We start from the raw sequence: 21,635 nt of genomic DNA, 5'->3' as shown, positions 1-21,635 counted from the left end.
CTAAAATAGATTATATTTTCGGAAGCTACTGCTTTCTTTTTGCTTGCAATTCAAATAGTTCATCACGCAATCGGGCAGCTTCGATAAAATCCAGTTCCTTGGCAGCTTTTTCCATTTGTTTGCGCTTGGCAGTAATGGCTTTCTCCAGTTCTTCCGGATTGGCATAATGAAGTGCCGGTTCTGCAACCAGGGAATGCGTATCGGAACCTGCGTAGTAATCTTTTTGAGAACGGGTTTCAGGATCTCCGTCGGCTACTTTGGTCGATTTAAGAATGACTTCTTTCGACTTGTTGAGCGGAGTAGGAACAATGCCGTTTTCTTCGTTGTATGCCATCTGCATTTTTCTGCGGCGTTCCGTTTCGGTGATCGTTTTCTGCATCGAATCGGTGATCTTATCGGCATACATAATCACGAAGCCGTTGACGTTTCGTGCGGCTCTCCCGACAGTTTGAACCAATGAGCGTTCGTTTCGGAGGAATCCTTCTTTATCCGCATCGATGATCGCAACGAGGCTCACTTCCGGAAGATCCAATCCTTCCCGGAGCAGGTTCACCCCGATGAGTACGTCAAATTCTCCCAGGCGGAGCTGACGTAGAATTTCCACGCGTTCTATGGTATCGATATCGGAGTGGATGTAACGGCAGGCAATTCCCAATTTGTCCAGGTATTTCTGCAATTCTTCCGCCATCCGCTTGGTGAGGGTCGTTACGAGTGTGCGCTCGTCTTTTTCGATTCGTAGCTGAATTTCTTCGATCAGGTCATCAATCTGGTTCAAACTTGGTCGTACTTCAATCACCGGATCGAGCAAGCCCGTAGGACGGATCAACTGCTCTACGACCACTCCTTCCGATTGTTCCAGTTCGAAATCTGCCGGTGTAGCAGAAACATACACAATCTGGTTGATCAGCGTTTGGAATTCGTCGAATGTCAGCGGGCGGTTGTCCATGGCAGCCTGCAAGCGGAATCCGTATTCCACCAGGTTGATTTTCCGTGCACGGTCGCCGCCGTACATGGCACGAATCTGCGGCATGGTTACGTGACTTTCATCTACGATCATCAGGTAATCGTCCGGGAAATAATCAAGTAAACAGAAGGGACGTGTTCCCGGATCACGCTGGTCGAAATAACGGGAATAATTCTCGATCCCTGAACAGTAGCCCAGCTCGCGCATCATTTCCATGTCGTAGGAAGTTCGTTCTTCCAAACGTTTGGCTTCGAGTATTTTCTTTTCTTTCTTGAAATTCTCTACCTGGATCACCATGTCTTCGCCAATCTGGTCGATAGCTCTGCGGGTGTTTTCCGGACTTGAAACGAAGATGTTTGCCGGGTAAATATTGATTTCCTGGAATGTTTCCAGTTCCGAGTTGTTTTCCGGATCAATGGTGCGGATGCGCTCAATTTCGTCACCCCAAAATTCAATGCGCAGGGCATAATCGGTGTATGCGAGGTAAATATCGATGGTATCGCCCTTTACCCGGAAAGTTCCTCGTTTGAATTCGGCTTCCGTGCGGGAATACAAGTTTTCGACCAGCCTCAGCAGGAATTTATTGCGTGAAATATTTTGTCCGACCCGGATCCCGATGATTGAATTGGCAAATTCATTCGGGTTCCCGATCCCGTAGATACAACTCACCGACGCAATGACAATCACATCTTTTCTTCCCGATAAAAGTGCGGAAGTTGCCGAGAGCCGCAGCTTCTCAATTTCGTCGTTGATCTGGAGATCTTTTTCAATGTATGTATCTGTTACGGGCAAGTAGGCTTCCGGCTGGTAATAATCGTAATAACTGACGAAGTACTCCACAGAGTTATTCGGGAAAAATTGCTTGAATTCTCCGTAAAGCTGAGCCGCCAGGGTTTTGTTGTGCGACAGGATCAGGGTTGGTTTTTCCACTTCCTGGATCACGTTTGCCATCGTAAAGGTTTTCCCACTTCCTGTCACTCCGAGAAGCGTTTGAGCAAACTGTCCGTCGCGAATTCCGGCAACTAATTGTTTGATTGCCTGCGGTTGGTCACCGGTTGGTTTAAATTCTGAAGTGAGTTGGAAATCCATAGAAACAAATATACGAAATTCTGTTTCTGAATCGTCGTTTTGAGAAGGGCGGAAAATTCCTAAAATCGCGCTATTCCCATATCGCCATATAGCGAACCATTACCCGGGTAAGTAGTTGATTTCGTCATAAATGTTTTCCGAAAATCGAAGCGTTTACCCCTGTATTCGAAAGCAATGAAAGAAGATATTCCACCGAAAGCTTCCCCAAATGAATATAAGCGTATCTTTGCATTTTTGAGTCGCACCCAAGCAGAACAGATTTAAAGCCATGATGAAACAATTCCAGGAATTTGCCCAATTAATGACCGAGCATCCGCTGAATGCTATTTTCTTGATTTTTGGAATTTTACTCCTGGAAATTATCCTGTCATTCGACAATGCGGCGGTTCTGGCAACGATGGTGAAAGACCTTCCGAAAGAACAGCAGTCCAAAGCCTTGAAATACGGAATTCTCGGGGCCTATTTGTTCCGCGGAATTGCCCTGGTGTTGGTCGAATCCATTTTGAGCATTTGGTGGTTCAAACCGATCGGTGGAGCTTACCTGATATACATGGCCGTGAAGCATTTCCGCGCGAAGAGCGTACAGGACGAAATCGATGAAGAAGTCCAGGATACCAAGAAGAGTTTTATTTATCGTTCCACGGTCGGTGCGATCGGGATTTTCTGGTCTACGGTTTTGGCGGTGGAATTCATGGATATCGTGTTCTCTATCGATAATATTTTTGCGGTGGTAGCATATTCCGAAAACGTTGTACTGATCTGCATCGGTGTATTTATTGGGATTCTGGCAATGCGCTACGTCGCAAAATACTTCGTGGTATTGATGGAAAAATATCCGTTCCTGGAAAATTCAGCATTTTTGGTGATCGGAATCCTGGGAATTAAACTGTGTTTGGCTCTGCTGGTTCATTTCGTACCATCCACGCATTGGATCGAATCCGAGCATTTTGATCTGTGTGTATCAGCATTGACACTGGCCATTTTCATCGTTCCGATCTTGCTTCATAAAGCGAAGAAAAAGTAAACACTTATCTCAATTTCTTTCTGAACTGTCCTCCTTTACGTGTGGTGTATTTGCGTTTCGCAAAAGGAAGATCGTCAATCGATCTGGCGAAATTCAGGGTCACTTCGTGCGTATTCTGCAGATGCTTATGCGGCGTGTAGAAACTGGTTTGATAGCTGTAAACGATCCGCAAACCTTTTTCGAGGAACAAGCCCAAACTTCCGGTTACTCCATTGTCCGACTGATAGCCTCCTCCAACCCAGATCAGCTGTCCGAAGAGGAAGTTCCCGTCAAAAGACATGTTGAGTTTGGAGCCTTTCACCATGCGTGCCATAGCAGTTGGGTAGAAGATGATGTTGTCGTTGAAGCGGATCTTGTAGCCGATATGCGAAAAGAAGTGATTGTAAGTTGTGGCGTAAATCGTGGAGGGATCAGCCAGTGCGTTATCAAACAAGCTCGGCATGGAAACCCCGAAGTCAAAGTTTTCCGACTGGATCGATAATCCTACTCCTAGATTCAGTCCTCTCGAAATGCGGTTATCCAAAGTCGGTTCCTTTTCACTGAAATAAATGTAATCTGTTTGCAGGGAGCGCTGCTGGTAACCAACTTTCACACCAAGACCAAGCGCCGTTTTTTCCCCCAGCCAAATGTGGTAATTGTACACTCCGCTCACTTCGATCGTGTTTACACCGGCTGTGTAATCAGTCAGTGCAACCATCCCCACACCGTGATTGGGTGTAATGTGGTAATGTCCGTTGGCAGAAAAGGTCAGGGGCGTTTCCAGACTGGAGACCCATTGCTTTCTGAAATTCAGCGTAGCACTGAAGCGCGTAGTGATATCCATGTAACCGGGATTGAAAATTCCCTGGTTAAGCATGTACTGGCTGTAGTAAGTTCTTAATTGTGCGGAGGAATTAAGCGCGGAAACGATTAATGCCGAAAGGAGTATCCATTTTTTCATCGTTTCAGAGTAATGTGTCCGGTTGCAATATTTCCTGTTCCATCATTGAATTCAAAATAATAAACTCCGGGAGAACAATCTTCCCCGAGCATGGAGCCGGACTGGTTGGTTTTTCCGTTCCACTCGTTTTTGTACGGTGAAGCATAGTAAACCATTTCACCCCAGCGGTTGAATACCTTGAAAGTATTAGTCGGGTAGTTGAGGACATTCAGGATGATGTACTGATCGTTGTAGCCGTCGCTGTTCGGAGAGAAAAAATCTGCAAAGATCAGGTCGTTGATCTTTAGCGTATCACCGGAAGATGGATATGACAAAGAAAGAGCCTCTTCGGAGAAAACAGGCTGCTGCTTTTCTTTGAAGCTCAACGTAAGTGCCAGCACAGGAATTAAAAAAAGGAGTCGATACATGACGGCTGAATTTTCTTTTGACAAAAGTCGTGATTTTTCACTTAGAATCAACCACTTGATGGATAGATTTCCAGAATCAATGAGTGGGAAGGTTTACTAAACGATTGGGACAGAAGAAATGAAGCTGTTTTTAGAATGATTGATATGTTAATTAAAAATAAACTGTTTTTAAGTATTGATAATTAGTGTTTTGCATTTTGTTTCTTGGTTCTGAACCAACGTTTCATTGCCTGGGGCCGTTGAACTGAACAGGAAGTCCTATTATGGGATTGGCCTCAATTTTCCCTAGATTTAATCAGGGAATTTAACTACTTAGCTATGAGAAAATCGATACTACTTCATGCAATACTTTTATGCCTGGTTCTTTGGGTGAAACCTGCGTTTTCTCAAAATGATATCAAAAGCAGCCTGATCGGAACACCCAATGCGGATGAACGCGCGGCGAATATAGTTGCTGACAATGCCGGGAATACCTACGTAGGCGGAGTTCAGGACAAGAAAGGACTGGTTGTTAAACAAAATGCGCTGCACCAGACAATCTGGATGAAGACCCTGGCATTTACCAATAACCCGGCAGATGAAACGATTATTTCTTTTTTGGATCAGGTTGGAGATACCGTATTTGGTTGTGGGACAGTTCGTCGACAAGCTAATCTGTATCCCTTTTACTTTAAGTTGTCTGCACAAACGGGCAACCTGTATTGGTCTAAATGTAACCTGACCACCAAAGCGTTTTTTTCCTGCATGCGTTATGCAAACGGGAGATTTTTTCTGGTAGGTGGAGTGCTGGATTCTTTAAACGTGTCTTTGGGGAAAGCAATGGCGGTTTCTTCCCAAACGGGAAACCTGGTTTGGGAAACTCCCCTAAAGCAGGGAGTTATTCCAGGATCATTGATTTCTGGAGGTATCACGAATGTTTTTGCTCACGCAACGGAAATACGCAACGGTAAATTTTACATCACTGGTTACTCCAGAGCTTTTCAGGATTTGAACTTAATGACAGGAACTGCAATGCCTCTTTTAATAGGAATCAATGAAAATGGTACAGTATTCCTGGAAAAATGGCTGAATATATCGCATATTGGAAATGCAGGATATTTCGGATATAGAATCCATCAGGATTTGAATCAGAACCTGATCATCAACAGTGCTCGCTGGGATGGTATTGTTCAGGACGATTTCATTATGACCAAGTGTGATACTCTTGGAAATGTCCTGTTTTCAAACAATTATGAAATAGGCTCCAATTCTCCCCTTGTTTTTACATTCTGGGAATCAATGAATGAAACGGCAACCGGATATGTATTTTTTGGAACAAGGATCGGTGTTATGGGAGGAATAGGTTTGGGAGGAGCTTTTCCTTATGTAATGGAGACAGATAAAAGTGGAAACGTGCAGCAATCTATTTTGGTTTATAAACCCAATACGAGTTCTCTGGGTATGGCGTCATGGAGCCAATCGGGTGTTTCTAATGGGATTAATGGGATAATCATTATGACTGGGAACAGTCGTCTGATGAATGGCAAGCATTACTTTGTGTCTTCAGAAATAGCATCTGCCGCGAACCAGATGTATGATATCAATCAGGTGATTTTGAATGAAAACCTGGATGAAGTGGAAGATTGTTACCAGTTAATCACTGTACCGACAAGTGTGAACATTGTTCCTGCTATGACTGAATTACTTCCAATGAATAATTTTCCGCACACCATGAGCTTCCAGAACGGAATCATCCTGGATGATCTTCCTCCTTTTGAATTTTGTATGAACACTTCCCTTGACCTGGTGCAAAACTCCGGTTGTGAGGAATCCACGATCAGTGCAAACACTGCCGGATTTACTGCCCCGACTTTCTATTGGTCAGACGGTACGGTTTCAACCGGAAATACACTGACGGTACATACGGAAGATACGGTGATTGTCCGGGTTTTGGACACCAAATGCTGTGAGTTGATTGATACGATTATTCCGGTGATGCAGCATTCGGATCTGACGATGAGTTTGCCTGCAGATACAACGGTTTGTTTCCAATCCGGAGCAGGAGGCTCCTACACACTTTTTCCGACGATTTTGAATCCGAATTCTCCTGTTCAATACCTGTGGAGCAATAACTCAACGGGGGCATCGTTAACGGTTACTACTTCCGGAACTTACTGGGTAGAAGTTTCCGACAACTGTAAAACATTAAGAGATTCTATGGTCGTTCAATTTCGGTCGATTCCTGTGATTACCAATACCGCACCGCTGGTTGTGTGTGAAGGTAACTTCCCGGTAAACCTCAACCCGGTTGTTTCCGTGGGATCAACCATTTTATGGGAAGACGGAAGTATTTTCATTCCGAGAAGTGTTTCCGGCCCGGGATCGTATACCCTGGAAGCAAGTAATGTCTGTGGAACGGTCAGCGCAACCATTGCCGTTTCACAAACCGATTTGCCGGATATTCAACTGGCTTCTTCCGTTGATTCGTGTCTTCCTGTTAGTGGTTCATTGATCCTTGCCCCGGTTTTTAGCGGCACAACGTCCGTCCTTTGGTCTAATGGAAGCACGACGAACCAGCTTTCGGTTTCTGCTTCGGGAACGTATACCGTTACGGCAACCAATGCCTGCGGAACGACTTCTGCATCCTGCACCGTAACGATCAATCGTCTGCCGGAACTGGATTTACCAGCGGTTTTAGATACCTGTTTTGAAATCGGAGTTGGATTTGCTTATACAGCGCAGGGTTCGGGTGGATCATACGCATGGAGTTCCGGTTCTCAAACAGCAACGGAATGGATCAGCCAGGAAGGAACGTATTCCTGTACGTTGACCAATGTGTGTGGTAGTGTTACAGATTCGATGCTGGTGTCCAAAATTCCGCTTCCGGAAATCCAATGGGTTGCCTCCATCGATTCGTGTATTTCAAACGGTGCATCCATCACATTGACACCGGTATTTAGCGGTACAACTTCGGTGTTTTGGTCGGATGGAAGTACCGGAAACCAGCTTGCTGTTTCTGCTTCGGGAACCTATACCGTCACAGCGTCCAATGTGTGCGGAACAAGCACTGAGAGCTGTGTCGTAACAATCAATCATTTCCCGGAACTGAATCTGCCGGCGGTTTTAGATACGTGTTTTGAAGTAGGAGTCGGTTTTGCGTATACAGCTCAGGGCTCAGGCGGATCGTATCAGTGGAGTTCCGGTTCGCAGACGGCAACCGAATGGATCAGCCAGGAAGGAATGTATTCTTGTACCTTGACCAATGTCTGCGGAAGCATCACCGATTCGATGCAGGTGCGCCGCTATACGGAAGTTGATTTGTTCTTCCCGGAAGATTCCATCAAGGACTGCCAGCGACAACTTTCCGTTTCGGCGCTACAGGTGGAAACGAATTACGCGCTGGAGATTTTCTCTCCGAACAATGAACTGGTCGGAACGGATTTCACCGAATCCGGCTGGTACACGCTTCATGCCTTCAATCCGTGCGGCGAAACCTGGGATTCCATTTATGTGAACCTGCAAAACGAGCAGTTTTTTTATCTGCCGAATTCGTTTACTCCGAATGGCGATTCACATAACGAACGGTATGAATTCCAGGGAGAAAATGTGGAAATTAGAAGTATGAGGATTTTCAACCGCTGGGGCGAAGAGATTTTCTCAGAAGCCGGAAACTTTTCCGGTTGGGACGGAACCTACAAGGGAGAAATTTGTCCGACAGGGATGTATGCCGTTTCTGTGATCTACGAAGATTGCTTTGGGATGCCAACGGAGTTTAACGGACACGTGAACCTGCTGCGATAACAACCTGGGCGGAAGAACGACTTCTACCTTTAAACAAAACTTAAATCAACAAGAATGAAGAGAATTTCTGTTTACATGCTGTCAGTTGTCTTTTTGACAGCCGGAGTGATTTCCTGTGGAAAAACAACACGCGGAAAAATGGTGAACGACTGGAACGTTGTTTCATCCAGCCAGGAGTATAATTATGTGAGTCAAACCGGGGAAAAATTATTAGTCACCGAGGTCAGTGCGGATAATTCCTACACGATCAAAACAACGCATACTTCTCCGAGTGATAGTACCACTGAAACCACTTCAAGTACTTTGACTGTGGTGGAAAACTCGTGGTCGATCAAAAAAGACGGAACCTGGATCTGGAAAAAACATTTGAGGAATCCGTCAGGGAGTATTCAGGAAGATTTGATTACTACCCATAGCGGTACCTGGAGCTTTATCAAGAATAATAAAACCGATGAGTTCAAGAAAAACGAGCGGGTTATTTTCAATGTCTTGCTTCTGGAAGAACGGCAGATTCTTTCGTCAGACATTACAACCAGTACGAGTTACCTGACGGGGGAGAAATCCCTTATTTTTTCAGTGAAGGAATCAGGGAAAAAATTGCTTGAAATGGAATACGAAGCAAATAACCTCTATTCAGGCAGCGGCTCCGAAACCCAGACACTGATTAAAAAATTAAGTGTCACTTTAAATTAACCCGATTCAATCACCATTTTAGATTAAACACATGATGAAAAAGCATTTTTTATACCTGTTGAGCATCACGCTTTTAAGTGCTGCAATGATTTCCTGTGCGAAAAGTACTCAAGGAAAAATGGCCAATGAATGGCAGGTTGTTTCGTCCGAAGAGAATTCCACTTCCGTGAATTCCGATGGAAGTAAAACGATCGCTTCCCGCACTACAAACGAGACATCCTATTCGTCTTCTGTAACGAACACGAACCCGCAAGGGGAATCAAGCACCGCGAATCATTCCGGTGGAGTAAATGCCTTTGACTGGCTGATCGAAAAAGACGGTTCCTGGACACGGACAGAAGAATATACCGAAATGGATAGTGGGAAGAAGTTAACATACAGAACCGTGTACAGCGGAAGCTGGAGTTTTGTAGGGAAAAACAAAGGCGATGATTTTAAAAAGAATGAGCGCGTGCTGTTTAATGTGCTGGCAAAGAGATACAACTTTACACAAACGGAGCAGGGAGCAACCACGATGAGTTATTCTTCGAATGAGACTTATCTGGCAGGAGAACGCGTCCTGATTTTTACGGTAAAGGAATCCAAACAAAAGGAATTACAGTTGGAATCGGAGTCCGGAAGCACTGTATTGTATGATGGAGAAAACCAGGGTACGAATTCCGGAAAGAGTAGTTTTACCCTGAAAGAAAAATAATTGGAATTCATTTATTTAGATCCGGTAAGGGTTTGGGGAAGATCTGGGAAGTTTTTTTGAAGCGTGTTGTGTTCGTTTCGGTTTAATTGATACATTTGGCCCCATATTAATCAATCACTTACAACAAGGATTCAACCGGTTCAGATGCTTCTGCACAAGTGGAAATAGTGATCTGCCAGGCAAAGATATAATGCTCTTTTACAGAGAAAGAGTCTAAGGAAGATGAGTTACAAATGGAAGCAGAAGGGAAACATGTCTACACACCGATGATTCGGATGTAAACAGAGATACTTCATTGAGTTCCGTTGCATTGAGCGGAAAATAAGCAACTTATTTTTTGACACGAATAGAGGGGATCCGGTTTCGGTTCCCCTTTTTCTTTTGATTGGGGGTGCATCTGAACCTGGATTTAGGACCGGAAGAACTGGCCAGGAAAGCATCGACATAGTGAAAAGGAAGCATAAACCGAATGGATTGTGAATATGCCCCACAAAAAAGTGCCGGCATTTGCCGGCACTAATCTCAGGAAGTTCAGAGTATCTCTGACTGATTTTGATGAAGAAACTAGTTAGTTCTTTTGAATAACGATGCGCTTTACAACCGAACGTCCTTCCTTGATCCATTTCACAAGGTAGATTCCGTTTGTTTCAAACAATTCGATTTCCGTTTGTGCGTTGTTCAGATGGATTTTCTTGACCAAACGTCCGTTCAGATCCGTAATTTCCAGATCCGAATTAGCGGCTGCACGGATCACGAATGTTCCGTTGCTTGGGTTCGGGTAAACAGAAACCAGGTTGTCCAGTGAGTTTTCACCGAGACCTACTGTGCTTACAGTAACACAATCAGTTGTATCCGTACACTGTCCGTTTGAAATAATTATAGCGTATGATCCGTTTTCGGTTGCAAGGTATGCCTGTCCTGTTTCACCGGCAATTACCTGGTTTGTGGAACAGTTGATCCATTGGTATGTTACACCCGACCAGGGGTTTCCGATCAGGATAATCTCACCGCTTACAGTAATATCTGTTGTGAACGGGTAAACAGCGATGGTAACAGAATCGGTGTTTTGACAACCTTGTACATCTGTTCCGACTACGGTGTAAGTATTTGTTGCAATTGGCTCGAACGGAACATCGTTAGTCACACCGTGATTCCAAACATAGGTATCAGCTCCTGTTGCTGAAAGTGTCAGAGAAGCTCCCTGGCAAATCGTTTGATCTGCTCCGGCGCTTACGCCGGGTAGTGGAAATACCTCCACAAATGCCGTATCCATTGCCACACAACCTGCTGTATCGGTTCCGGTAACAACATAGTTTGCTGAAGCCAACGGCAGGAATGTCTGACCGTTTGTAATAACCGGATCCCAGCTGTATGTTGCCGAACCGGTTGCAGTCAACGTAACAGAATCGCCGGCACATACACTTACATTTGAACCTGCGTTTACGTATGGTGTAGAAACATTGATTGTCAGCGTATCATACATCGTCGGACAACCAGGAACTGTTGACTCAACCGTATAAGTGGTTGCGCTGGTCAATGGTTGAGAAATCTGTCCGGTTGTTTGTCCCTGACCCCACAAATAAGTCGTTGAAGCCGGGATGGAAACTGCATAATGGATTCTTCCGTTCCATACACGTGGTTGGTAAACCGCTCCGGTTCCTTGTGTAAACGGATAGTCCAAACCTCCTCCTTCCAGGAAGGTAATGTTCGCATCTGAAGAGTACACATTTCCAACGGCGTTACCGTTTGAGTAGTTCAAACTTGTAAATGTCGAGTTGGAAGTGATATAGAACCCATAAGTTTGTCCTGCAGGAATGGTTATATTCATAGGAAATGCCACCGAAACGAATCCGCCTGTATAGACAACCGGTGCTGAGCCTACATATGTCCATGCAGAAGGCGTATTTGCAAAACCGTTCCATGTCCCGGCTTTGTAGTAAATCTCAATCGTAGTATTTCCCATGGGCGAAACATCGAAACCGAAAATGGTTACCGCGTTGGTTGCAACGATATCAAACATGTTTCCGCGCTGGTTGTTTCCCCCAATGTTTGAGCCATCCAATTCATGACCTTCTCCGACGGTGAAAGCTGTTAGAGCAGCAGTGTCTCCTGAGCAAATAAGCGAATCAGCGGCACTGATACTCACAGTACACTGAGCGTCAGATAAAAAATGAAAGGTGATGGCTAGAAAAATGAGTAAAAGTCTTTTTTTCATGTGTAGTTCTTTTGATATGTTATGGAACAAAGGTATGGATACTTCCAGCCTTAAATACATGAAATCAAGCAGGTTGACGCATTTCAGGGGTTACCCCTTGGGGGTGTCAGGACCGGTTTTTACTTCCTCTTTTTGTAAGACAAATGAATAACAGCAGGATAGGGGCAAGAGCAGCAAAAATCATCCCGTAGTCATATGCGAAGTAAAATACCGCGAATGCAACCGCGTAAAAAACGGTCAGGTAGATCAATGAAAAACGGATGTTCTTTTTTCTCCGGTAATCCAGGAAAATCATCAACGGAGATAATGCCGACAATAGAAAAAGGATATTCATCAAAGATAACATGCGGCGATGATGGCTGTTTGAAATAAATCGATCGGATATAAAACTAAGCAATTCACCGGAATGTGTGTCTCAAAACGGTTTTTCTTTTCACAGAGCCGGAAAAAATAACGCAAGACACACTTTTAGAACGAGAAATGCGTTTGTAAGGTCAATCATACTGTTTGCCCGTGAGAAATTGGTTCCTGTTCTTGTGTTTGTTGCTTTCCGGTAAAAGTCTTTTGGCACAAACAGACAGCAACTATATCGAAAGTAATTATGGGAAAGTCGTTCCGAAAATCATTTCTACCTATAAAACACAAAATATCACTTTTACGACCAGGCTCACAGACAGCACGTTGCTGAAAGCAAACTTCGGAACGGGAAGCCTGTTTCAACTCGGTGGTGCGATCAGCTATAAATGGATCAATGCGGGCTACAGTTTCAGTTTGAATCCGGATCATTCGAGAAGGAACATGGATTTTCGCTTTTCATCAGGATATCGTCCGTTTCAAATCCAGTTTAATTTGTCGTACCTGAGAAACCTGGATTACACCCTGAGTTTTGCGCAGACGGGAAAGCTATCTGATACGATTATTACCAACCGGGAAAATGAAATCAGCATCATTACCTCCAAACTGAAGGTTGATTACGTCTTCAATTACCGCAAGTATTCCTATTCGGCTGGGTTCACGCCTGTAAGCAGGCAATTGAAGAGCGCCGGATCGTTTATTGTTTCCGGGGCATTCAGCAACGACCGGTTTTCGCTGGATCATTTGAGTGAATCGACCAAACCTGCCTTCGATTCCATTAATGGGTTCACCAACCTAATGGTCAACGGATTTGATCTGGGGGGAGGTTACGGCTACAATTGGGTAATCAACAAGCACTGGATCATTTCAGCAATTGAAATCCCGCAACTGGGCTTTAATTTTATGCGGACGGTTCCGGAAAAGTACTTTTTTACAGCTGGTTTTGTGAATCATTTTAAAGCCGGATTTATCTATACCAACAAGCGATTCTTCACCGGTTTGTCGGCATACAGCCTTGTTACCGGGAGTCGCGTTAAAACAAGTACCTACAACAATGCCTACAATTCGGTCCTGGTTTATTGCGGTTGGATTTTGGATTGGAAGAAGAGTTGGTTGTGATATGATTAGTGAGACGCCGGTTTTAAAGGGATATAAATCCGGATTATAAATCAGTATTCATAACCCGGATTCATGAAACCCGGTTTTCAGGCATACCCTTTCACGCTGTTTTGAATGTTGCGCTGTTTGAAGAAATGGATCATGCGTGCATTTTCCTCCTGGTTTCCCTGCAGGTAGAGCAATAACTTCCCAAAAGAAGAACCTCCTTTGTATTCGATGTCCGCTTTAACGACTTTGTGCGGAATCTGGAATTTGTAGTACACCTCAGAGAGGAATTTCTCGAAAGAGATTGTACCTTCCAGTACCACTTCAACCAGCGGAAACAGTCCCGTTTCGTGTTGCTGTTGAAGTTTATCATGGTATGATTGCGGTATTGTCATGATTTCTGATGTAATAATTTGTGTGTAATTCACTATACTTTTCTATTGTTGTCGTCTGACAACTGCCGGATAAATTCTGTTCCAGCTTCGGAGTGTTCTTCGGATTTTCACCTTGGAACGATTGGAGAGTTTCAGGTACTTGGTGACATTGGTCAGCAAAACTCCCGAAAGAATGATGAACAGACCCAAAAGCTGGCTTCCGTTGATCACTTCGTTTGCAATAATTGCTCCTGCAGCAACCGTCACGATCGGGTTAATGTAGGTATGCGTACTGACCAAAGCGGCCGGTCTCACGGACAACAACCAGATGTAAGAAACATAGGCCACGATCGACCCGAGTAATACCAGGAACAGCAAACCAGACCAGGCTTCAGCAGGTACATCTGCAACTGAAAATCCGCTCCATTCGTTTCGGAACAAGGCGATCAGGAAAGAAGCAGCTCCTGCCGTAATCAACTGTTGCGCAATGTTCATAAAGGTCGAATGACTGGCCGGGTTGTTTTTGGAATACAGCGATCCCAGAACCCAGCTGATCGAACTCAAAGCCAATACAATGAATGCCGTGATGCGCAGTGATGTACTCACCGAACCGGCACTCTCAGCATGCATGCTTCCGCCAAGGAAGATGGTCAATCCGGCAAACCCTAACACTAGCCCGATCGGGATCAGCTTGTTGGAGAAATAGTATCTCCAGTTTTTCTTGTCGATTGCAATAAACCAGAATGGCCCCGTTGCAATGGCGATCGCTGCTTCGGATGCGCTGACATATTGTTCTCCCCAACCCACCAAACCTGTTCCACCGGTCAAAACCAGTATCCCGGTAATGGCATTTTTCCGCCAGTTAATCCATGAATTGGCCTTTTCGCCTTTCGCTCTCAGGTATCCGTAAATGATTGCTCCTGCAATGAAAAAGCGGAGACCTGAAAGGATGAAAGGAGGGAACCCCTTCAGTCCGTAAGAAATGGCCAGGAATGTTATCCCCCAGATAACATAGATGTTGGCGAATGCTAATGGTATCAACCAGTTGCTTTTGTTGGTGTTCATGATTGTATATTGAATTATGATGAAATAAAAAAAGGCTTTACGTTTTACCGTAAAGCCTCCGACTAATTAGTTTGAAGGGTTTTTACGGTATAAGGCTATGCAAAAACATACAGCGATACATGGCCCAATTCATCGTATTCATATGCTTGCGTGCCGATTGTTGTGTCTTAATTGCTGCTTGTGTTCTCATTACTTAAAAATTAACGTATAAAAAAAATCCACCGGATGATTTGCATCGGTGGATTTATTCAATCTTTGTAAGTTTCCTTATTATCCGATACACTGTTTTTTGACCTGCATGGCCATACAATAACGATTCATCTTAGATGAACGCCAAATGCAATTGTATGTGATAAAAGGACGCTTCATTTTTTTAGCTTAAATTCTTTACCGAACGAATTCTTTGCAAACTTAAAACTTATTTTCTATTAATTCTATAGAATAATGGAAATTTAACTTTATTAACAAAAAGGCGCTGCGCAAAATCCAGATGATCTTGGGGGATCCTCTGCGTTCTTTGCACCTTTTCGGTTCATGAATGGTACTTGTTTTAACGCGAAGAGGCAAGGTGAGCAAAGTCATAAAAGCCCCTCTTTTCTATAAAAAATCGCCAGTACGTAGTTGAGATTCTACGTTAATGCTTGACAAACGGGTAACTCGATTTGAAACCGGAGGAACGGACAATGACCGAATAAACACCTGCAGATAAAGCATCGACCGGAAGAGTGACTTTAAAAGTTTCTGATTTGGTTGTCGACAGAACAATTCGCCCGCGTGCATCTGCAATTTCAACCGTGAAAGGTGCTACGATCGCGCGTGGAAATTCAACCGTGAGGTTCGTTGCTACCGGATTGGGATAAAGTTTCGCTTGTGAAGCAATTTCTGCCGGATCACCAATCTGACTTTTGTCGAAAGCAAGTGTGGAAAGAACGGAAATCGCCAGCCGGGCATTGGCACTCAGATAGGCTGTGTCGAGATGCTGGTATTGATCCGTCACCTGGTGGTAATTCGGATTCATGTCCGCATCGTATTGCTCGTTGATCCCGACAGCTGTATAGCCGCCCTGCCAAAACGAATAATGATCGGTGTTGACAACTCCCGGGTTGTGTACTTGCAGCACCAGCCCGATGTGGTATGCTTCGTTGCATTCCAGTACTTTGTTTGCAAGTGCCACTGATCCGGCGATTGGCCGGGTATGTACTTCCGCTACGCGGTCACCGTTTCCGTCCCAGCCGATCATGTCGAGGTTGATATATCCTAAAAACGACGATCCGTAGATGCCTTTAGTCACATAGGCGCTACTGCCTATTAATCCGAGTTCTTCTTCATCCCATGCTGCGAAAATGACGGTATTCGGAAGGTCAACATTGGCCAAAAGACGAGCCGCTTCGAGTACTGCTGCACAACCACTGGCATTATCATCTGCTCCCGGAGCTATGGGGCCGGTTGGCAAATTGTCGTAATGTGCACCGATGATGCAAACCCGGTCCGGGAACAGAGTCCCAGGTTTAATCCCGAGCAGATTCACGCCGTTGGTAGAGAAAGGTTGTCCCTGCGTTTGCAGTCCGTATTCCGTGAACCGCTGGCGGATGTATTGAAAAGCCTGGTTGTTCCCGGGATTGTTGTATAACCTGGATTTGATGGTCACCGTTCCTCCGTTGATCGTTACGGGAATATCGCCACTCAACCGGCGTATTTCGGCACGAACCGAATCCGGACTGAAATGAGTCAGAATTTCCTGTATCCGGGCATCTTGTCCAAACACATTCAAAAAAGAAAATAAAGTAATGAAAAGCCCGAAAATCCGCATCATATGGTTTTATGATTGAAACGGAAAGTTACGGATATTCTTCTGGAAAGAATAATGGAATACAGAAAATCCTGAAATGGCTGAGGTTTTGTCCTTCTATCGTAAGAATTGTGCCAGCAGCATTTGTGTCATCAGCGATTCCCGGATGATGGCATTTCGCAATATCACGAAATCGCATTTTGCAAAAATGTCGAACTCATAGATAATCTCTATAGGTAAAAAAGCCGGCCGCATCAAACCATTAAAAATGATTACACCGATTTTATCCGTTCTTCCTCCAAATCGATCTGGTATAATTGCTGGCGGATGATTTCTTCATTGATCTTCGGATCTTTGTTGAGTTCGGTGAGGTATTCCCGTTGACTTTCGAGTACTTCGATGAAAAGCGCTTTGGTTTTTGCATTCATCCAGCTGTCGTCCGAAGCTTTGCTTTTTTCTTCCCACTGCTTCAGGAATTTCTCCATTCCGGCATGTCCGTTCAGTTCGTTTTCGTATTTGCTTTTCAAAAGTTCATACACGTGTTGTTTCAATCCCTGTTTCATTTTACGACGGGTTTCTTCCTCCGTTTTTTCATTGTCAAAGGCATCAAAAACGCCGGTGCGCCGGATAAAATAGGGAAGAGTGAGTCCCTGAACAACCAATGTGAGCAGGATGGCAACAAACGTGATGAATAAAATGAGGTTCCGGTGAGGAAAGGGCAATCCGTTGTCCATTGTAGCGGGGATTGCCAAAGCAGCAGCAAGTGAAACCACACCGCGCATTCCCGTCCAGCCAAGCATGAGCGGGAGCAGCAGCATTTGTCTTTTGCGGTTGGTCATATTGCGGGAAGGGGCCACACTCGGACGAAAAATCAAGGTAGAAATCATGGCCGTGTATGAACTGATGATCCGGGCAAGAATCAATACACCGGTTACCAGCACCCCGTAGCCGATTGCCGTTTTCAGCGAAATGCCGTCAGCATGCAGTCCGTCTACAATTTCCGGGAGTTCCAGCCCGATCAGCAAAAAGACAATACCGTTCAGGATGAACACAAAACTTTCCCAAACGCTGAATCCCTTGATTCGGCTGGCGCTGTTCAAAAAGATGAGTCTTCTGGCCGACATGAACAACCCGCCGCTTACTACGGCAAGTACGCCCGAACAATGAATCTGCTCCGCAATCCAGTACATGAAATACGGTTCGATCAGCGTCAGTGCGATATCGGAAGGTGCATCGGTGGGAAGGCGTTTGTGTGCCTGAACAAACAACCAGGCAACAACCAAACCGATTCCGGCTCCTCCGATTACCATCCAGAAGAAACTCAGTGCGGCTTCCTGCCAGATGAACTGACCGGAACCAACGGCTATGAGAGCAAACCGGAAAATGATCAGCGAAGAAGCATCGTTGAGCAGGCTTTCACCTTCCAGGATCGCGGAAGTGGATTTCGGGATTTTGACAAATTTGGTGAGCGCTCCGGTACTTATCGCATCGGGAGGAGAGACGATTCCTCCCAGCAGAAACCCGAGTGCAATGGTGAATCCGGGAATGAAATAATTGGTAACAACCGCCACAGACAAAGCGGTGAAAAAGACCACCAGGAAAGCAAAACTCCCGATGATGCGCCACCATTTTCTCATTTCCTTGAATGAAATCGTCCAGGCCGCTTCAAAGAGTAAAGGTGGAAGGAAAATCATGAAAATCAAATCCGGATTCACCTTAACTACCGGTAATCCGGGAATGAAACTGATGAGAAGCCCCGCTACAACCAGCAGGATCGGATAAGCAATTTTAAGTTTGTTTGCCCACATGTTCAGCAACACGATCACGGCGATCATTGCAAGCAGAAAAGGTAAAATAGTATGCATCAGAATTCAGGAATATGCTGTCTCTTTCGAGAACGGATTTATTGTTCCACAAGATTTTTCCAATACTACTAAAAATTGTTGAATGGGGCGGAAGAAACGAACGAAATAATCCGTTTGTGCAGACCTGAAAGCATAAAAAAAACGGTTACCCTGAAAAGAATAACCGTCGGGCCTTTCGTTTTTAATGTCCAATAAATCAGCTGTTTTGCTGTTCGTTAAAACTCATTATCCAGTTGATTCCGAATTGATCAACCAGCATGCCGAAATAATCTCCCCAAAACATGAAGTCCAAAGGTAAAGTTACCTGTCCGCCCTGAGATAAAGCCTTGAAAATTTTGTCTGCTTCGTCTTTACTGTCCGCGGTGATGGAAACAGAGAAATTATTTCCTTGAAGGAACGACGCTGCATAGTGTTCGCCGGTATCGCTTCCCATCAATACAGACGAGCCGATAGGCAGCGAAACGTGCATGATCTTGTTTTTGTCCCCTTCGGGAACCTGGTACTCATCACTTGCCGGCATTTCGCCAAAGCGCCCGATGTAGGTAAATTCTCCTCCGAATACGGATTTGTAGAAGTCAAATGCTGCCTCACAATTCCCGTTGAAGGTCAGATACGTGTTTACTGTTGCCATGTTCTTTTTAATTTGAAATTTAATGTTGAGATCATAAAATAATTCAGGTCATGGAATGAAAACCTATGGTGTTTCCTTCCGTATCGATACAGATTCCGCAAAAACCATAATCCCCGATTGAAAACTTGGGTTGCAGTACTTTTCCTCCCGCAGCTTCCACCCGGGATATTTCTGAAGAACAATCTGCACAGGCAAAATAAACCAACGTTCCACCGGATCCGGGACTCCTGTTTTCCATTTTAACCAATGCGCCGCTGATGTTCGGACGACCTTCGGTAAACGGAAAACTCAGCATTTGCATGCCAGCCAACACTTCCGTGTCAGGCATCGGCATTGCAACGAGTTGTTGTTGCAGTACAGCCTCATAAAAGGTTTGAGCGCGCGCCATATCGCTGACATAAATTTCTACCCATGTAAAGGGATTTCTCACTGGTTGTTCCATACGATATTGTTTTTGTTTCTAATTAGTATTTAACGGGAAAATGCAGCAATGAAGCCTCCTGATCAGCACTTCGGGGTTTGCAACATTCTTCTCATGTCCTTTTTAGTTGAATAACACATCAACATCCACAAAATGAACCTCATCTCTTCTTAAAGGTAACACGAGATTTTTTAGCGGTTGTTACGAACCAATCATTGATTCTTGAAAAACACGGATTTATTTTCTGTTTTTCTGATTGGGAAACCGGGGGAAATCCTGCAAAAAGGTTAACTTTGTGCGCATTCAAACATCTGCTACATATGAAGACACTATTCATTTTATTCCTCTGTACATCTGTTTATTCCTTCGCTCAGCCTGAAAAACAGGATGTTAAGTTCAAACGTTTTGCCATCGGGGTAAATGCCTCACCGGATTTTAATTACCGCACGCTCCACAACATAGAGAAGAAACCGGAACAGGATTGGAACAAACACAAAGATCAAATGAATCAGATGTTTGCTCCACGACTGGGGTTTTCTGCCGGCGGACACGTCTTATACTACCTGACCCGGGATATGTATATTGAGACGGGAGCACAGTATTCATTCAAAGGATACCAGCGCCGACCTGCACTTGGAGTCATGTTTATGGGAGGTAATCCGGAGCCGGCGTTTAAAGGAGATATGAAAGATCATTACAACTTCAATTTCCTGGATGTTCCGCTTACGATGAATTATGTGATTCTAAAGGACAAACGCTTACAGCTGGTTGCTTCCATAGGATTGGTCTGGAATCACATGCGCCACAGTTCCATCAAGCACTTCAACCGGGAAACGGTTAACAATCAATTTGTGCCGGTCCTGATTTTTCATACACCGTACCGTGACAATACCTTTTCCGGAACCGTTGGATTTGGTATTCAGTACCAAGTCAATGACTGGGTGTTCCTGAGAGCGGTTCCTACATTCAGACATTCCTTCATTCCGATTGAAACCAACCTGGCAGAGTCGGCTTATTACTGGAATGCCGGTTTGAATGTAAGCTGCTCCTTCAAGCTTTTCTGAGATCAGGTTGTTTTTTGACAGGTAACCAGGTAGATATTCCCGGAAAGAATGAAAGACTTCTCGGGGAAATCAGTTATGGAAAAATGGGACTTAAAGCAGTCCGAAATAACGCAGTGCATTCAGAATGCCATCGCTGTCAGAATCATCTGTTATGTAATCGGCACTTTCTTTCACGTGCGGCGATGCATTTCCCATTGCAACGCCGATTCCTGCATGCCGGAGCATGGTGATGTCGTTTCCACCGTCTCCGAAGGACATCGTTTCTGAAATATCAATGGATAAATGTTTACAGAATGCATCCAATCCTACTTTTTTACTGATGTTTTTCGGGTTGACATCTGCAAAAAGTGGTGTCCACCTCGATGAGGTGCAGTTGGGCATGATGTTTTCCATGAATGCTTTCTCCCTTTCCGGGGAAATAAACACATTGGTCTGCATGATATCGGAGAAATCGATGTTGTTCCGGTCTACCAGCGGAGGAAGCGGTAATCCCACGTGTTGATGCATGCGCACAATATCGGGTGTGATCTCATTCACTAAGACTTTATTTTGATACATCAGGGAGAAATTGAGCGACTGATCCAGGGAATAATCCAGCAGTTGTTTGATATCTGACGGATTGATTTCTTCCTTGAGCAACACTTCCGACTCTTTGGTGATACAGTAGCCGCCGTTGAAGGTCACAAACCCGTCAAAATCCAGGTAGCGAAGTGACTCAAGGGCACCGATCGAACGGCCGGTTGCGGTGATCACTTTGATTCCGTTTTGCCGGAGTTCTTTCAGTGCCTTTTCCGTTGAATCCGGAATGGTATGCGTTTTAAAACTGACCAGCGTGCCGTCGATATCGAAGAAGACCGCTTTGATTGAATGAGGATGGTTGTTCGGAGTGACCTTTGGAGAGTGATGCATCGTTTGTTGTTTATCGGTAAAGTAATAACGAGCCATTCGGGTCAATATTGGAGGGAGGCGGAAATTGTGTGTTGATTGGTGGTTTTGAAAGGTGATTTGAGTTTGAATATTAATCCTTAACTACACCATTTTTACAAATTTGTAATCCTGATAGACTTCGGTGTGAGTTCAGTCGAACGCTATCGGGACGGGTAAAAGTCCGGTTTCATTGGGATAGAGTCCCCATTTTTCAATTACAAAACCTTCCCCAAAA

At 44.6% G+C, this 21,635-nt stretch carries 17 protein-coding genes; 6 read left to right on the top strand and 11 right to left on the bottom strand.

Features of this window, described 5'->3' with window-relative positions:
* Positions 1-25: 25 nt before the first annotated feature.
* Positions 26-2,053 carry an excinuclease ABC subunit UvrB gene (gene uvrB / locus ABDV94_RS12725; RefSeq protein WP_343747570.1) on the bottom strand — a complete coding sequence of 676 codons (2,028 nt, stop codon included), beginning with the start codon at positions 2,051-2,053 and terminating at the stop codon, positions 26-28.
* A gap of 268 nt (positions 2,054-2,321) precedes the next feature.
* On the opposite strand from uvrB, the gene ABDV94_RS12720 reads away from it, so the two are divergent.
* Positions 2,322-3,077, top strand: coding sequence for a DUF475 domain-containing protein (locus tag ABDV94_RS12720; RefSeq protein ID WP_343747569.1), 756 nt, complete (start codon positions 2,322-2,324; stop codon positions 3,075-3,077).
* Positions 3,078-3,081: 4 nt separating this feature from the next.
* On the opposite strand, the gene ABDV94_RS12715 is transcribed toward ABDV94_RS12720, so the two are convergent.
* Together ABDV94_RS12715 and ABDV94_RS12710 are read right to left on the bottom strand one after the other, a co-directional pair.
* Positions 3,082-4,017, bottom strand: a complete 936-nt coding sequence (locus ABDV94_RS12715) for a PorP/SprF family type IX secretion system membrane protein (protein ID WP_343747568.1) — start codon at positions 4,015-4,017, stop codon at positions 3,082-3,084.
* The gene (locus ABDV94_RS12710; RefSeq protein WP_343747567.1) at positions 4,014-4,424 is read right to left on the bottom strand and encodes a gliding motility-associated C-terminal domain-containing protein; all 411 of its coding nucleotides are present in this window, start codon (positions 4,422-4,424) and stop codon (positions 4,014-4,016) included. The genes ABDV94_RS12715 and ABDV94_RS12710 overlap by 4 nt, the downstream gene beginning before the upstream one ends.
* Positions 4,425-4,742: 318 nt before the next feature.
* Here ABDV94_RS12710 and ABDV94_RS12705 point away from each other — a divergent pair, with 318 nt between their 5' ends.
* Genes ABDV94_RS12705 through ABDV94_RS12695 form a run of 3 tightly spaced genes read left to right on the top strand, consistent with a single transcriptional unit; the run spans position 4,743 to position 9,591 of the window.
* Positions 4,743-8,204: a T9SS type B sorting domain-containing protein gene (locus ABDV94_RS12705; protein WP_343747566.1), complete on the top strand. Its 3,462-nt coding sequence runs from the start codon at positions 4,743-4,745 to the stop codon at positions 8,202-8,204.
* 54 nt (positions 8,205-8,258) lie between these two features.
* A complete protein-coding gene (locus tag ABDV94_RS12700) occupies positions 8,259-8,897 on the top strand; it encodes a hypothetical protein (RefSeq protein ID WP_343747565.1) in 639 nt (212 codons plus the stop codon).
* A 31-nt stretch (positions 8,898-8,928) separates the two neighbouring features.
* Positions 8,929-9,591, top strand: coding sequence for a hypothetical protein (locus ABDV94_RS12695; protein ID WP_343747564.1), 663 nt, complete (start codon positions 8,929-8,931; stop codon positions 9,589-9,591).
* Positions 9,592-10,159: 568 nt separating this feature from the next.
* Here ABDV94_RS12695 and ABDV94_RS12690 read toward each other — a convergent pair.
* A complete protein-coding gene (locus ABDV94_RS12690) occupies positions 10,160-11,806 on the bottom strand; it encodes a T9SS type A sorting domain-containing protein (RefSeq protein WP_343747563.1) in 1,647 nt (548 codons plus the stop codon).
* A gap of 513 nt (positions 11,807-12,319) precedes the next feature.
* On the opposite strand from ABDV94_RS12690, the gene ABDV94_RS12685 reads away from it, so the two are divergent.
* On the top strand, positions 12,320-13,279 hold the full coding sequence (locus tag ABDV94_RS12685; RefSeq protein WP_343747562.1) for a DUF4421 family protein: 960 nt from the start codon (positions 12,320-12,322) through the stop codon (positions 13,277-13,279).
* An 86-nt stretch (positions 13,280-13,365) separates the two neighbouring features.
* Here ABDV94_RS12685 and ABDV94_RS12680 read toward each other — a convergent pair whose 3' ends face one another.
* The 6 genes from ABDV94_RS12680 to ABDV94_RS12655 all read right to left on the bottom strand — a co-directional run bounded on the left by ABDV94_RS12680 (position 13,366) and on the right by ABDV94_RS12655 (position 19,430).
* On the bottom strand, positions 13,366-13,659 hold the full coding sequence (locus ABDV94_RS12680; RefSeq protein ID WP_343747561.1) for an NIL domain-containing protein: 294 nt from the start codon (positions 13,657-13,659) through the stop codon (positions 13,366-13,368).
* Between the two features lie 42 nt (positions 13,660-13,701).
* Positions 13,702-14,703, bottom strand: a complete 1,002-nt coding sequence (locus ABDV94_RS12675; protein WP_343747560.1) for an EamA family transporter — start codon at positions 14,701-14,703, stop codon at positions 13,702-13,704.
* 634 nt (positions 14,704-15,337) lie between these two features.
* Positions 15,338-16,516 carry a M20/M25/M40 family metallo-hydrolase gene (locus ABDV94_RS12670; RefSeq protein ID WP_343747559.1) on the bottom strand — a complete coding sequence of 393 codons (1,179 nt, stop codon included), beginning with the start codon at positions 16,514-16,516 and terminating at the stop codon, positions 15,338-15,340.
* Positions 16,517-16,764: 248 nt separating this feature from the next.
* On the bottom strand, positions 16,765-18,357 hold the full coding sequence (locus ABDV94_RS12665) for a Na+/H+ antiporter (RefSeq protein WP_343747558.1): 1,593 nt from the start codon (positions 18,355-18,357) through the stop codon (positions 16,765-16,767).
* 196 nt (positions 18,358-18,553) lie between these two features.
* On the bottom strand, positions 18,554-18,988 hold the full coding sequence (locus ABDV94_RS12660) for a VOC family protein (protein WP_343747557.1): 435 nt from the start codon (positions 18,986-18,988) through the stop codon (positions 18,554-18,556).
* A 43-nt stretch (positions 18,989-19,031) separates the two neighbouring features.
* Entirely contained in the window at positions 19,032-19,430 is a 399-nt protein-coding gene (locus ABDV94_RS12655; protein WP_343747556.1) for a VOC family protein, read from the bottom strand.
* Positions 19,431-19,729: 299 nt separating this feature from the next.
* Between ABDV94_RS12655 and ABDV94_RS12650 the strand changes: the two genes are divergently transcribed.
* Complete coding sequence (locus ABDV94_RS12650) at positions 19,730-20,473, top strand: outer membrane beta-barrel protein (RefSeq protein ID WP_343747555.1); 744 nt, start codon at positions 19,730-19,732, stop codon at positions 20,471-20,473.
* A gap of 90 nt (positions 20,474-20,563) precedes the next feature.
* On the opposite strand, the gene ABDV94_RS12645 is transcribed toward ABDV94_RS12650, so the two are convergent.
* Positions 20,564-21,418: a Cof-type HAD-IIB family hydrolase gene (locus tag ABDV94_RS12645; RefSeq protein WP_343747554.1), complete on the bottom strand. Its 855-nt coding sequence runs from the start codon at positions 21,416-21,418 to the stop codon at positions 20,564-20,566.
* Positions 21,419-21,635 lie beyond the last annotated feature (217 nt).

This window comes from Fluviicola sp. (assembly GCF_039596355.1).
Lineage (GTDB): Bacteria > Bacteroidota > Bacteroidia > Flavobacteriales_D > Crocinitomicaceae > Fluviicola.
Note: the sequence above shows the minus strand (reverse complement) of the source record. Positions and strands in the feature narration are given on the sequence as shown.